The organism is Arthrobacter sp. CP30 (assembly GCF_053470025.1).
The window spans coordinates 247658-260924 of record NZ_JBQEMM010000004.1 but is presented as its reverse complement, the minus strand read 5'-3'; the positions used below and the strand labels follow the sequence as shown (position 1 = coordinate 260924).

9 protein-coding genes are annotated in these 13267 nt (G+C 71.8%); 4 read left to right on the top strand and 5 right to left on the bottom strand.

The features are described from left to right. Positions 1-19: 19 nt before the first annotated feature. The 3 genes from ACTIMO_RS08025 to ACTIMO_RS08015 form a co-directional block, all read right to left on the bottom strand. Positions 20-1000, bottom strand: coding sequence for a 4-(cytidine 5'-diphospho)-2-C-methyl-D-erythritol kinase (locus ACTIMO_RS08025; protein ID WP_448182060.1), 981 nt, complete (start codon positions 998-1000; stop codon positions 20-22). Positions 1001-1023: 23 nt separating this feature from the next. Then, positions 1024-1989, bottom strand: a complete 966-nt coding sequence (gene rsmA, locus ACTIMO_RS08020; protein WP_448182059.1) for a 16S rRNA (adenine(1518)-N(6)/adenine(1519)-N(6))-dimethyltransferase RsmA — start codon at positions 1987-1989, stop codon at positions 1024-1026. A gap of 482 nt (positions 1990-2471) precedes the next feature. Then, positions 2472-3452, bottom strand: coding sequence for a TatD family hydrolase (locus ACTIMO_RS08015; protein ID WP_448182058.1), 981 nt, complete (start codon positions 3450-3452; stop codon positions 2472-2474). A 185-nt stretch (positions 3453-3637) separates the two neighbouring features. Between ACTIMO_RS08015 and ACTIMO_RS08010 the strand changes: the two genes are divergently transcribed. From ACTIMO_RS08010 to ACTIMO_RS08000, 3 genes are read left to right on the top strand one after another with little or no spacing between them, the layout of a single operon-like run. Further along, on the top strand, positions 3638-4663 hold the full coding sequence (locus ACTIMO_RS08010; RefSeq protein ID WP_448182057.1) for an AAA family ATPase: 1026 nt from the start codon (positions 3638-3640) through the stop codon (positions 4661-4663). Positions 4664-4711: 48 nt separating this feature from the next. Continuing rightward, on the top strand, positions 4712-6232 hold the full coding sequence (locus ACTIMO_RS08005; protein WP_448182056.1) for a DUF58 domain-containing protein: 1521 nt from the start codon (positions 4712-4714) through the stop codon (positions 6230-6232). Then, entirely contained in the window at positions 6229-8667 is a 2439-nt protein-coding gene (locus ACTIMO_RS08000) for a transglutaminase TgpA family protein (RefSeq protein ID WP_448182055.1), read from the top strand. Before ACTIMO_RS08005 ends, ACTIMO_RS08000 begins: the two co-directional genes overlap by 4 nt. Positions 8668-8790: 123 nt before the next feature. Here ACTIMO_RS08000 and ACTIMO_RS07995 read toward each other — a convergent pair whose 3' ends face one another. Both ACTIMO_RS07995 and rsmI read right to left on the bottom strand, forming a co-directional pair. After that, positions 8791-10272 carry an NAD-dependent succinate-semialdehyde dehydrogenase gene (locus ACTIMO_RS07995; protein ID WP_422391522.1) on the bottom strand — a complete coding sequence of 494 codons (1482 nt, stop codon included), beginning with the start codon at positions 10270-10272 and terminating at the stop codon, positions 8791-8793. A 134-nt stretch (positions 10273-10406) separates the two neighbouring features. Next, positions 10407-11291: a 16S rRNA (cytidine(1402)-2'-O)-methyltransferase gene (gene rsmI, locus ACTIMO_RS07990; protein ID WP_448182109.1), complete on the bottom strand. Its 885-nt coding sequence runs from the start codon at positions 11289-11291 to the stop codon at positions 10407-10409. A gap of 496 nt (positions 11292-11787) precedes the next feature. On the opposite strand from rsmI, the gene ACTIMO_RS07985 reads away from it, so the two are divergent. Next, a complete protein-coding gene (locus ACTIMO_RS07985) occupies positions 11788-13260 on the top strand; it encodes a dolichyl-phosphate-mannose--protein mannosyltransferase (protein ID WP_448182108.1) in 1473 nt (490 codons plus the stop codon). Positions 13261-13267 lie beyond the last annotated feature (7 nt).

Here is a 13267-nt window from a genome sequence, read left to right as displayed (position 1 = left end):
GATCCGGGGGTGGCCCGGGTCAGCCCTGGGGGTCCTGCGAGATGCGGGCCCCGTGGGCCGGACCGTGGACGGACGTCGCCTGCAGCCCCTCCGATGCGAGGAGCACCTCGAGCTCGGCTGCGTGACCCGAGCTCTGGGTGAGGAAGGCGACGGTGGGCCCGGATCCTGACACGATCCCGGCCAGCGCTCCGGCGGTCCTGCCGGTCTCAAGGATATCTCCCAGGGCGGGAGCGAGTTCGAGCGCGGCCTGCTGGAGGTCGTTGTGCAGCAGGGGCGCCAGGCCCGATGCGTCCCCGGCCCGCATGGCGCCGAGGATCGCGGGATCGATGCCGGGCTGGGAGTCGGGCTCCACACCGTCCCGCAGCCGGATCGCGTCGAGAGTCCGGTAGACCTCCGGCGTGGACAGCCCGTAGTCGGAGGTGACGAGGACCCAGTGCAGCGGCGTCTTGGAGATGGCCGGCGTGAGCTGGTCCCCCACCCCGAGGCCGACGGCTGTGCCACCGACCAGCGCGAACGGCACGTCCGCACCGAGGTCCACGGCGATCTTCGCGAGTTCGTCCCTGGAGAACCCGCTGCCCCACAGGGCGTCACACGCGAGGAGGGCCGCGGCGGCATCGGCCGATCCTCCGCCCATTCCGCCCGCGATCGGCACGCGCTTGGTGATGTCCAGCTGCACCCCGGTGTGGCCGGGGCTCACCTCGGCCAGCAGCTCGGCCGCGCGCACGGCAAGGTTCCTGCGGTCCAGCGGGATGCTCGCCGCGGGCAGGTTAAGCGTGCCCTGCCCGTTCACGGTGACGCTGATCCCCTGACCCGGGGTCTCGGTCGCCAGCACCTCCTCGTAGAGGGAGACGGCGAGGAACACGCTCGCGATGCCGTGGTAGCCGTCCTCCCGGGGAGGGCCCACCCGGAGCGAGACGTTGATCTTGCCAGGGGCCTTCACCCGGACGGAGCGCGCACGGGCGAAGTCCGTGCGCATGTCGAGAGTTCTGTCCGAGACCATGTCCACCAACCTAGCCGACGGCGTCAGCCCGCAGCGGACGCCTCGGGTGGCCCCGGCGCGGTCGGCGCGGTCGGCGCGGCGTCGGTGTCGGGTCCGGCGTCGACTCCGATGTCGACCGTGGTGTCGACCTTGGCCTCGGCGATGCGCGCGAAAGCGGTGATGTCGAGCACCTCGCCCCGCGCGGTGGGGTCGACGCCCGCGGCGCGGAGGACCTGCTCGGCCAGCACCGGGGACCCTGCCCAGCCGGCGAGCGCCGCCCTGAGCGTCTTGCGCCGCTGCGCGAACGCCGCGTCGATGACCGCGAAGACCTGCTCCCGGGTCGCCGTCGTGACCGGGGGCTCGCGCCGCGTGAACCGGACGAGGCCGGAGGCGATCTTCGGCGCCGGCCAGAAGACGTTCATCCCGATCACCCCCGCCTTCGTCATGCTGGAGTACCACGCCGCCTTGACCGAGGGCACGCCGTACACCTTCGACCCCGGCGGGGCTGCCAGCCGGTCGGCCACCTCGTCCTGCACCATCACGAGGCCGTGCCGGAGGGTGGGGAAGCGCGCGAGGAGGTTGAGGACCACGGGGACGGCCACGTTGTAGGGCAGGTTGGCGACCAGGGCGGTCGGCGCGTGCGGCAGTGCCGTGACCCGCAGGGCGTCCTCGAGGACGACGTCGAGGGCCGCCGTGCGGTCCGGCCGCCACTGCGCGATCGTCCCCGGGAGTTTCCCGGCCAGCACCGGATCGATCTCGACGGCGACGACCCGCTCCGCGGCGTCGAGCAGGCCCAGGGTCAGGGATCCGAGCCCGGGTCCCACCTCGAGCACCGTCTCGTCCGGAGCGAGGTGGGCCGCCGTGACGATCCTGCGGATGGTGTTGCCGTCGATGACGAAGTTCTGGCCGAGGGTCTTGGTGGGGCGGATGTCCACCTCGGCTGCCAGTCGGCGGATGTCGGCGGCGCCGAGGAGGGGCGCGGGCTGGCCCGCGGCAGGGGTCGAAGTCACTCCGCCATCGTATCCGGCCCGGCGGACGGCCCGGCGGACGGCGGCCATCCGCTTCGGCACCCGCCGGTATCCGGCCCCGGGGCCGGTGGGGGCCGAAGCGGACGGTCGAGGGCGGGTGAGCGGAGATCCGGTGGAGGGAGTCGGCGACGCCTGATGGGAACCCTGGTCTCAGGAGGGTGCCCGGCGCCGCCGACCCGCTCGGGAGCGGCCTCCTCGCTGGGAAGGGAGGCCACCGTGTGCGCCGGCCCTTCCGGTCTCAGAAGAAGGGCGGCGAGGGGACACCCGCCGGCCGGCGTGCTGGCACAGGCGAGCGGGAGTCCCTGCATCGAGGCTACGGAGCGCGTGTGCGGCGTGGCACGAGTGCCGCCCACCCGCCTTCTGCGGGGTGCTACTCGGTTCGCCGGATCGGGCTACTTACGTCGATCATCCGCCGACTCCTCCGGTGATGCGACCCGCCGGCCGGGCTCGGAGCAGCATGGCCGTCACGGAGCGTCCCAGCTCCCGTACACCGCTTCGGTGTTGGCGGTGAGCCGGGAGCACAGGGCGTCCACGCCGGAGCCGACGACCTCCGCCATCGCCCGCACGGTGTTCGGCATGACGTAGCTCGCGTTCGGACGGCCGCGGTGGGGATGCGGCGTCAGGAACGGGGCATCGGTCTCCACCAGGACGAGCCCCGGGTCCGCGACGAGCAGGGCCTCCCGCAGGTTCGCGGCATTCCTGAAGGTGACGGTGCCTGCGAAGGACATGAACCAGCCCTGCTCGTTGCAGACACGGGCCAGGTCGGCATCGCCCGAGAAGCAGTGCAGCACCACGCGGTCGGGTGCCCCATCGGACAGCAGGGTGGCCACGACGTCGTCGTGCGCCTCCCGATCATGGATCTGGAGCGCCTTGCCGAGGCGCTTGGCGATGTCGATGTGGGCTCGGAAGGACCTCAGCTGGCCCCCGCGTCCCTCCTCCCCGGTCCGGAAGTAGTCCAGGCCGGTCTCACCGAGGGCCCGGATCCTGTCGCCCGCCGCGAGATGCTCGATCTCCGACAGCGCGTCGTCGAGCGTCCCTCCCTCGGCGAGGAGCGGGGCGTCGTTGGGGTGCAGCGCCACCGCGCCGAGCAGGCGGGGATCCTGCTCGACGACGGCGGCCGTGAACCGCGAGGACTCCAGATCGGTCCCCACCTGGATCGCGCCGCGGACCCCGGCCGCCTCGGCCGCGTCGAGGGCCTCGCCGATCGGGACCATGACGGCCCCGTCCCGGACGTCGAAGTGCGTGTGGTTGTCGATCACCGGTACTGCGAGCGGCTCCGGCAGGGGCGGGAAGCCACCCTTCCGTCGCCGTCGCACCTCCCCCGCGGGCTCGCCGGAGCCGGACGCGTCGGACCCGGACGCGTCGGCCTCCTCGGGCTCCCGATAGGCGGGCGGGGTCTCCCCGACGGTCAGGCCGCGGCCGGCCGCGTTCGCACTGTCACACATACCTTCAAGCCTAGCCAGCGCGCGGAACTTATCGCCCCGGGGACAAGTTGAGCTAGTAATCTGTTGAATCCAGCAGCCCGGTCTGTCCTGCCCCGCGCCGGATCGGTCGCGGCCGTCCCCTGTGTCGTCGATCCCGGCCGCCCCGGCCGACGGTCCCGGTGCAGGCTCTCGCGTGGAAGGTACCCATGGACGTCCAGCACAACATCGCCGAGGTCGCCGACGATCCGCGATCGGCGGCCCAGGACGTCCCGGACGTCTCGGGAGCAGGATTCCACGAGATCAGCACCCGCATCCTCGATGCGATCGACACCGTGATCGACGGCAAGCCCGAAGCGGCGAGGCTGGCCCTGACGGTTCTGCTGGCACAGGGCCATCTGCTCCTCGAGGACGTCCCGGGGGTGGGCAAGACCATGCTGGCGAAGACCCTGGCGCGGACGATCGACTGCACCGTGAACCGGATCCAGTTCACCCCCGACCTGCTGCCGTCCGACGTCACGGGCGTCTCGATCTTCAACCAGGACTCGCGGCGTTTCGAGTTCCGGCGCGGACCCGTGTTCGCGAACATCGTCATCGGCGACGAGATCAACAGGGCCTCCGCCAAGACACAGTCCTCGCTGCTCGAGTGCATGGAGGAGCACCAGGTGACCGTCGACGGCCACACGCACCCGCTCGGGGCGCCGTTCATGGTGGTCGCCACGCAGAACCCCATCGAGATGGAGGGCACCTATCCCCTGCCCGAGGCCCAGCGGGACCGTTTCATGGCGCGCATCTCGATGGGCTACCCCGATGCGCGGGCCGAGGCGGACATGCTGGAGACCCACCAGTCCGTCTCGCCCCTCGAGGCGATCAGGCCGGTGGCGAGCGTCGCGGACATCGCGGGCATGATGCGGCAGGTGCGCGGTGTCTATGTCTCGCCCGCGGTCAAGGACTACACCGTCTCGATCGGCCGCGCCACGCGCGAGCACCCCAGGCTGCGGCTCGGCGCGAGCCCCCGCTCCCTGCTCCAGCTCCTCCGCGCCGCGAAGGCGGGCGCAGCCCTCGAGGGGCGCGACTTCGTCCTGCCCGATGACATCGCCGCGATCGCCGACGCCGTCCTCGCCCACCGCCTCCTGCTCGACCGCAAGGCCACCAGTGCCGGAGACACCGCATCCACCATCGTCGCGGACGTCCTCGCGCGCGTCCCCGTGGCCCGCGAGGTGCAGCGGCGATGACGCGTCCGACCCCCGACTCGGTCCCCTCCTAGGTCCGGCGGATCTCCGATGGCCCTCCTCGACAAGCTCCCCTCGCGCATCCTGACCGTGCGCGGCTGGAGTTTCGTCCTCACCGCGATCGTCTCGCTGCTGGCGGCGCAGATCCTGGGCCGGCGTGACCTCCTGTACGTGGGCGTACTGCTGCTCGCCCTGCCCCTGGCCTCACTGATCGTCCTCCGGATCGTCAAGCCGCGCTTCACCGTGGCGCGACGCTTCCAGCCGCAGTCCATGGAGATCGGGGCGACGACGACCGTCACCCTCTCGCTGACCGCTTCGGTGGCCGGCGGTGCGACGGTTGCGATGGAGGAGCAACTCCCGGCCCGCTTCGGGCAGGCCCCCCAGTTCACCTATCCGTCACGCAACCCCACGCGCGACGGCGTGTCCCTCTACGAGTACCGGCTCAGATCGGCCTCCCGGGGCGTGTACGGGATCGGGCCCGTGACGGCCGAGTTCACGGACCCGTTCGGACTGTGCATCTCGCGCCATGTCCTCGGCGGCAGCGATCCGCTGGTCGTGACGCCAGCGCCGGTGGACCTGCTCGGCACCGCGCTGTCCGGCTCGCGGGGCAGTGACGGCATGGCGGCGACCAGGCGGCAGGCCAACCCCAGCGACGACGACGTCATGACGCGTGAATACCGGCACGGCGACTCGATGCGGAGGGTGCACTGGGCCGCCACCGCCCGCCACAGCGAACTGATGGTCCGGCAGGAGGAATCAGTGACCACGCCGCAGGCAACCCTGCTGATGGACCAGCGCCACCACGGTTTCGCCACGGGGTTCAGTGCCGCCTTCGGCAGCGGGGACGGCACGGGCCTGACGACGTCGCCGACGTTCGAGTGGGCGGTCACCGCTGTCATGTCCATCAGCGCGCACCTCCTCGAGCGTAACTACGCCCTGCGCTTCCTCGACCACCACGGGGCGCCTGCACTGCTGCACTCCGCCTCCGCGCCGTTCCCGTCCGACGAGGAGCACCACGGCCAGGGCGCGGTCGCCGGCATCGCCGAGGGCCTGGCCGCCCTGGAACTCGCGCCGGAAACCGGGCGGCGGTCCTCGGCAGAGGACGGCACCGGTAGCAGCGCGGTCCGGGCCGGCGAGGCCGCGCGGGCGGCGGCACGACGCATCCGGCGGTCGACGGCGGAAGCTGCCCAGACAGCCCATCACGCGGCGTACGGCGACGATCTCCTGGACAAGCTCGCCGCGACGCGGCACCGCGGCCCCCTCATCGCCGTCGTCGGGGTCCTGACGACCGAGGAAGCGAAGGCGCTCGCCTCTGCGGCGGACGGCAGTTCCCCGTCGTACGCCATCATCGCGACCGAGCGCCCCGCGGACTCCCGGAGACAGATCGACATCCTGCGCGATGCGGGCTGGCATGCGACCGCGGCGTCACCCATGGCATCCCTTCCCACGGTCTGGGCCGGTCTCGAGCAGCCCGCCGGTCCTGTTCCTTCCGGAGCAGGCGCCGCCCCGGGCGCCGGGCGCCCGTCCGAGCAGCACCGACCCGCACGCGACATCTCCAGGGGATCAGCATGACCTCGACTCTCACCCGCCCCGCGACGGCTCCGGGCACCGCGTCGGCCGTTCCCCGACGGTCGCCGTCGGCCGACCCGTGGCACTGGGCCGTGACGGGTGCCTGCCTCCTCGCGGTGCTCGCGGCGGCGACGAGCCTCAACGGTGTCGTCGAACCCTGGACGTGGCTCGCGCCCGTGGTCGGCACCCTCGTCCCCGTCCTGGTGGCGATGGCCGCCACGCGGGCGCTCCGCCTCGGCAGCATCATCACCGCTCTCGTGGGGGTTCTCGCCCTCATCGGGTCCCTGACCGCCCAGTTCTTCCCGCGCCAGAGCATCCTCGGGGTGGTACCCGGTCCGGGCACCTCGCTGGAACTGCAGCGCCTGCTCGCCCAGGCCGAGGAGACGGTGGTGTCCCAGGTCGCTCCCGTCCTGCCGAGTGCAGGGATCTTCCTCATCGTCTGCGCCGCGCTCGGGCTCATCGCGATCGTCGTCGACCTCTTCTCGACCACCCTGCGCATGCCCGCAGCCAGCGGCCTGGCCCTGATCACGGTCATGATCTCGCCGGCCGTCGTGAAGCCCACCGGTGTGGGCATGTTCGCCTTCATCACCACGGTCCTCGCGTTCCTGCTCCTCCTCGCCGTCGCGCAGTGGCGGGGGAATCGGCTCGCGTCGGGCGGGGCGCGAGCGTCCTCGGGCTTCGCCGGGCGCAGCGCGATGATCGGAGCCGCGGCCCTGGCCGTCGCCGTGGTCCTGCCGATGTTCGTGCCCGGCTTCACCTCGGGAGCCTTCCCGCAGGGCGCGCGCCTGAACCTGTGGGGCAATGCCACGGGGCTGAATCCCGCCGTCACCCTCGGCAACGACCTCCGGAACCCGACGGGCTTCGGGCGCATCGCCTACTCCACCAACGCGGACACCCCGGTCTACCTGCGGGCCGTGACGCTCGAGAACTTCAGCGGACGCCGCTGGGAGCCGGACGAGCGGAGGGGCGAACGCGAGGCGGGCGTCGAGGAGATCGGCGCGGAGACGGGGGCGCCTGCTGCTGGCGCCGGTACCGAGCAGGTCTTCACGCGCATCACGACGCAGAGCTATGCGAGCCCCTGGCTGCTGTCCCCGTACGCACCCGTCGGTGTCTCGAACCTCGCGGGCAGCTGGGCCTGGGATCCGGCGAATCTGTCCATCCTCGCGACGGATGGCGGCTCGACGGCCCGGCAGGAGTACCTGGTGGAAACCCGCTCCGCGGCGCTCACGCGGGAGGGGCTGGGGGCGATCGGGCCGTCGGACAGCGAGTCCGTTCCCGCGATCTTCAGCGAGCTGCCCGACGACACCCCGGAGATCGTCCGCACCAGGACCGACGAGATCACCGGGGAGTACGTGAACCCCTACGACAAGGCGATGGCCATCCAGAACTACCTGCGGGGACCGGAGTTCACGTACTCGGTCGAGGCCCCCGTGGAGGGCGGGTACGACGGCAGCGGCATGGATGTCATGGCCCGCTTCCTCGACTCGAAGTCGGGATACTGCGTGCACTACGCGGGGACCATGGCCGTGATGGCCCGGGCGGCCGGCATCCCCAGCAGGGTGGCCGTCGGCTACACGCCGGGAAGCCCGACCGGCGACACCGAGAAGGGCCCCGACGGCACCGAGCTCAACGAGTTCGTCGTCGACTCCCGCAATGCCCACGCCTGGCCCGAGCTGTACTTCGAGGGGATCGGGTGGGTCCAGTTCGAACCGACGCCGTCCCGTGGCGTGGTGCCGACCTACGCGCAGCGGGCCTTCTCGCCGGTGGGACCCCGTGCGGACGACTCCGACGCCCTGAACCCGGGAAGCCTTCCCCGGGTCGGAGCGGAGGCCGAAGCGTCGGCGGAACCCTCGGATGCTGCGGCGGGCGGCCCGGGTGCCGGACCGCAGAACGAGGCCTCGCCCGGCGCCGGCGCGGCCGCTCTCGGCGGGATCGCCCTGCTCGCCCTCGTCCCCCTGCTGCTGCGCACGGCCAGGACCCGGTCACGCCGCCGGACCGTCGCCGTCGCGGACGTGTCGGCCGTCGACGGAGCCGCGACCGCGGCCTGGGCCGAGACGACGGAGATCGCCGGCGACTACGGACACCCGCTCGACGAGACCGACACCCCGCGCACCTTCGCAGCCCGCCTGACCCGCGAGGCGGATCTCGCGGGCGAGCCTGCGGAGTCGCTGGCCCGGCTCAGGAATGCCTACGAGCACGAGGAGTACGCCGAACGGATCCCGGCGGCGGACGGAGCGATCCCGCCGGTCCGGCGGTTCGGCGCGGGCGGCACCGGTGGCTCGGCCAGGCTCGCGCGTCCCTCCGCACCGCGGTGGGACGACGTCGATATCGTCACCCGTGCGCTGCGGCGTGGAAGCCCCTGGTCCACGAGGGTCAAGGCCCGGTTGTTCCCGCAGTCGCTGCTCAACGGCTTCCGGTCCGGTTCGCGCCGCGGGTAGCCGGGCCGGCCCGCCGGCAACGCATCTCCCGCAGAGACGGACGGGTGGAACCGGGCCCCATGGTGACGGAGGCCGGCACCCCCTCTCGGGGAGCCGGCCTCCTGACGCTCAAGGAGCGCGGAGTCAGGACGCGTACGGGTCCGCGATACCCACGTACTGGGTGTACAGGTACTCCTCGATGCCCTCTGCGCCGCCCTCGCGGCCGAGCCCGGACTGCTTGACACCGCCGAAGGGAGCCGCGGCATTGGAGACGACCCCGGCGTTGAGGCCCATCATGCCGGTGTCCAGCCGCTCGCCGATGCGCAGTCCGCGGTTGAGGTCCTTCGTGAACACGTAGGCAACGAGGCCGTACTCGGTGTCGTTCGCCAGGTCCACGGCTTCGTCCTCGGTGCTGAAGGTGACGATCGGGGCCACCGGCCCGAAGATCTCCTCCTTCAGGATGCGCGAGGAGCGGGACACGTTGGTGAGGACGGTGGCCTCGTAGAAGTAGCCGTCACCCGTGATCGGGCTGCCACCGGTGACCGCCGTCGCCCCGTCGCCGACGGCGGAGGACACGAGCTCGTGCACCTTGTCGCGGCTCCTGCGGTCGATCAGGGGACCGAGGGTCGACCCGTCCTCGGTGCCACGGGCAGGGGTCACGGCCCCCATGCGCGCGGCCAGCGCCTCGGCGAAGCGGTCCGCGACGGACTCGTGGACGATGAAGCGGTTGGCCGCCGTGCACGCCTCCCCCATGTTGCGGAGCTTCGCGAGCATGGCGCCGTTCACCGCGGCATCGAGATCGGCGTCCTCGAACACTAGGAACGGGGCGTTGCCGCCGAGCTCCATGGAGGTCCGGAGCACGTTCTTCGACGCGGCAGCCAGCAGGCTGCGTCCCACGGGCGTGGACCCCGTGAAGGAGAGCTTGCGCAGGCGCGGGTCCTCGATGAGCGGCCCGGTGACGTCACCGGCCGTGGTGGTGTTCACGATGTTGAGCACCCCGTCCGGGAGCCCGGCTTCCTGCAGCACCGTCGCGAAGAGCGAGGACGTCAGCGGCGTGAGGTTGGCGGGCTTGAGCACCATGGTGCAGCCGGCGGCGATGGCCGGGGAGATCTTGCGCGTGGCCATGGCCAGCGGGAAGTTCCAGGGGGTGATCAGCAGGCATGGGCCCACCGGCTTCTTGCTGACCAGCAGTCGTGACCTGCCGTCCGGTGCCATCGAGTAGCGGCCGTTGGCGCGCACGGCCTCCTCGGAGAACCAGCGCAGGAACTCCGCGCCGTAGGTCACCTCACCGCGTGCCTCGGCCAGCGGCTTGCCCATCTCGAGTGTCATGAGGAGGGCGAACTCGTCCGCCCTCGCGGTCACGAGGTCGAAGGCCCGCCGCAGGATCTCCCCGCGCTCACGCGGTGCCGTGCGTGCCCACTCGGCCTGTGCTGCGACGGCGGCGTCGAGCGCGGCCATGCCGTCCTCCGGCGTCGCGTCGGCCAGTGTCAGGAGCGTCCTGCCGGTCGCGGGGTCCTCCACGTCGAAGGTGGCCCCGGACGAGGAGTCCCGCCACTGTCCGCCGATGAGGAGCCCCGTGGGCACCTTGTCGAGTACTGCCTTCTCCTGGTCGGCGGTGACGGCCATGCTGGTTCTCCTTCGCGACGGTGGGTGGGTATGCCACGAGGGGCATTCCCGCTCACGCTAGACCTGGCGTCGGAGGGGTGTCCAGTGGAGGCTGCACCCCGCTGGGGCACTTCCTTTGGACGAATGCACAGAGCTCAGCGTGCGGCGATCACGGCGGCGTACAGCTCCCGCTTGCTCACCTGTCCGTTCGCGGCCACGGCGGCCACCGCGTCCTTCAGCCGCATCCCGCCCTGGATCAGCGCATTCACACTGCCCACGTGGTCCTCGGGCCTGGTGGGCGCCGTCTCGGGAGCGCCGGACACGACGACGGCGACCTCGCCGCGTACCTCACCGGCTTGGGCCCACTGCAGCAGTTCCAGGAGCGGACCACGCACCACCTGCTCGTGCACCTTGGTGAGCTCTCTCCCGACGGCGGCCCGACGGTCCGATCCGAAAGCCTGCTGCAGGGACCGCAGCATGGGTTCGAGCCGGTGCGGTGCCTCGAAGAAGACCATGGTGCGGCGCTCACTGGCGAGATCGGCGAGCCGGCCCGCCCGCACGCCCGGCTTCCGCGGGAGGAAGCCCTCGAAGCAGAACCGGTCCGTCGGCAGACCGGACAGCGCGAGCGCCGCCAGCACCGCGCTGGCTCCGGGCACGGAAGTCAGGTCCAGCCCTTCCGCGACGGCGGCCTCGACGAGCCGGTAGCCCGGATCGGAGACGGAGGGCATGCCCGCGTCCGTCACCATGAGGAGGGTGGCGCCGTCACGCACGAGGTCCAGCAACTCCGGGGTGCGCTCGACCTCGTTGTGCTCGTGATAGCTGATGACCCGCCCGGTCACGGTCACGCCGAGCGCCTGGACGAGCCGGTGGAGACGGCGCGTGTCCTCGGCTGCGACGACGTCGGCAGTGTGGAGCAGGCCGATCAGGCGCTCCGTGGCATCGCCCATGTTGCCGATGGGGGTCGCGGCGAGCACGATCCGACCGCGGCCGCTTCCGTCCCCCGCCGTACCGCGGTACGCGGTGATGGGCGCGCGGGCCACGGTGGTCCCGTCGTCGGGCCGCGCGTCGTCGTCCTGGTCGTCCTGGTCGTCCTGTCCCTGAGGCTCCTCCTGCACGTCCTCCTGCGCGTCGGCGCCAGCTCCGGCGGACTCCTGCCCGGTCTCGTCCCGGGCGGTGTCGACGGCGATCCCCTCGGTGGCGTCGTCGGACGGGTCGGACACGGAGTCGTCGTATGGCTGGTTCACGGCCCCAGCCTAGCCGCACCGCAGAGGCCCTGACGGTGCCGCCGCGGGACGCACCACGACGGGAGATGCCGCGGTGTCCTCCGCACCTCCCGGCCTGCCGGGAGCGTGCAGGCACCGCCGGTAGCATGACAGGGTGAGCCCTACCGCCGTCCGTCCCCGAGAGGACTCTCCGCACCGCGGCGTCTCGTGGGTCAGGCCCCCGGCTCTTGCTTTCGGGTACGGCGCGCTGAGCAGCCGGCTCCTCGGCCTCGCGGCGCCCGGCGGGGCGCACCGATGGATCCTGCCCCTGATCATGGCGCTGCTCGGCGGCGTCCTCCGGTTCGTGCGCCTGGGCGAGCCCGGCACCCTGGTCTTCGACGAGACGTACTACGTCAAGGACGCCTACTCGATGCTGCAGTCCGGCTACGAGCGCGCGTGGCCCGAGGACGCCAACGACTCCTTCAACGCGGGGAATCCCGACGTCCTGCTCGACTCCCCCAACTACGTGGTCCATCCGCCGGTGGGGAAGTGGATGATCGCGTTCGGGATGCTCCTGTTCGGCTCCGACAACGCCTTCGGGTGGCGCTTCTCGGCCGCCCTCGTGGGGACCCTCTCGGTCCTGGTGCTCGCCCTGGTCGCGCAGCGCATGTTCGGCTCGGCCCTGCTCGGCAGCGCAGCGGGGCTGCTGCTCGCCGTGGATGGTCACCACCTCGTCGAGTCCCGGACCTCGCTGCTGGACATCTTCCTGAGCTTCTGGCTCCTGCTCGCCTTCGCCGCGCTCCTGCTGGACCGCGACGACGGACGACGGCGCCTCGCGCGCCGCCTCGCCTCGCTGGCAGGACAGCGCGACGACGGCGTCCCCGCCCCGCGGCACCTCGCCTACGGACCGTTCCTCGGGCTGCGTCCGTGGCGGGTTGCCGCCGGTATCTGCCTGGGCCTGGCGCTCGGCACCAAGTGGTCGGCGATCCCGTTCATCGCGGCCTTCGGCCTCCTGACCGTCGCCTGGGACATGAGCGCCCGGCGTATCGCCGGAGTGCATCACTGGGTGCTCGGCGGAGCGCTGAAGGACGGGTTGCTCGCCTTCGTGTCGCTCGTGCCGGTCGCGCTGCTGACCTACCTCGCCACCTGGACCGGATGGTTCCGCTCCACGGACGCCTACGACCGTACCTGGGCCGCGACGAACCCCGCCGATGGCTGGGGCTGGGTGCCGGACGGACTGCGATCCCTCGCCGAGTACCACCGCAGCGCCTACACGTTCCATCAGGGCCTCGGTTCCGACCACCCCTACGAGGCGAGCGCCTGGTCGTGGCTCGTGGTCGGGCGCCCCACGTCGTTCTTCTACGAGACGCCCGGCGGATGCGGCACCGACTCCTGCTCGCAGGCCGTCACCGTGCTCGGCAACCCGCTGATCTGGTGGAGCGCCGCGCTCTCCCTCGTGGTCCTGCTCTTCTTCTGGATCGGCCGCCGCGACTGGCGGGCCGCAGCCATCCTGACGGGCGTCGCTGCAGGGTACCTGCCGTGGTTCCTGTATCCGGAGCGCACCACCTTCTACTTCTACGCGGTCGCCTTCGAGCCGTTCCTCGTGCTGGCGCTCGTGTACTGCCTCGGCCTGGTCCTGGGGGGACCGGGAGCGGATGCGGCCCGACGCCGCCGGGGTATCGTGCTGGTGGGGGTCTTCCTGGCCGCGGCCGTCGCGCTGTCGGCCTACTTCCTGCCCATCTGGACAGCCGAGATCATCCCCTACGACCAGTGGCGATCACGCATGTGGCTGCCCAGCTGGATCTAGGACCGAC

Excerpts from the sequence above, each read along its gene's own strand:
- ACTIMO_RS07985 (WP_448182108.1), top strand. The coding sequence starts at position 11,788 with ATGGCGCTGCTCGGCGGCGTCCTCCGGTTCGTGCGCCTGGGCGAGCCC.
- ACTIMO_RS08005 (WP_448182056.1), top strand. The coding sequence starts at position 4,712 with ATGGCCCTCCTCGACAAGCTCCCCTCGCGCATCCTGACCGTGCGCGGC.
- ACTIMO_RS07995 (WP_422391522.1), bottom strand. The coding sequence starts at position 10,272 with ATGGCCGTCACCGCCGACCAGGAGAAGGCAGTACTCGACAAGGTGCCC.
- ACTIMO_RS08025 (WP_448182060.1), bottom strand. The coding sequence starts at position 1,000 with ATGGTCTCGGACAGAACTCTCGACATGCGCACGGACTTCGCCCGTGCG.
- ACTIMO_RS08010 (WP_448182057.1), top strand. The coding sequence starts at position 3,638 with ATGGACGTCCAGCACAACATCGCCGAGGTCGCCGACGATCCGCGATCG.
- ACTIMO_RS08000 (WP_448182055.1), top strand. The coding sequence starts at position 6,229 with ATGACCTCGACTCTCACCCGCCCCGCGACGGCTCCGGGCACCGCGTCG.
- ACTIMO_RS08015 (WP_448182058.1), bottom strand. The coding sequence starts at position 3,452 with ATGTGTGACAGTGCGAACGCGGCCGGCCGCGGCCTGACCGTCGGGGAG.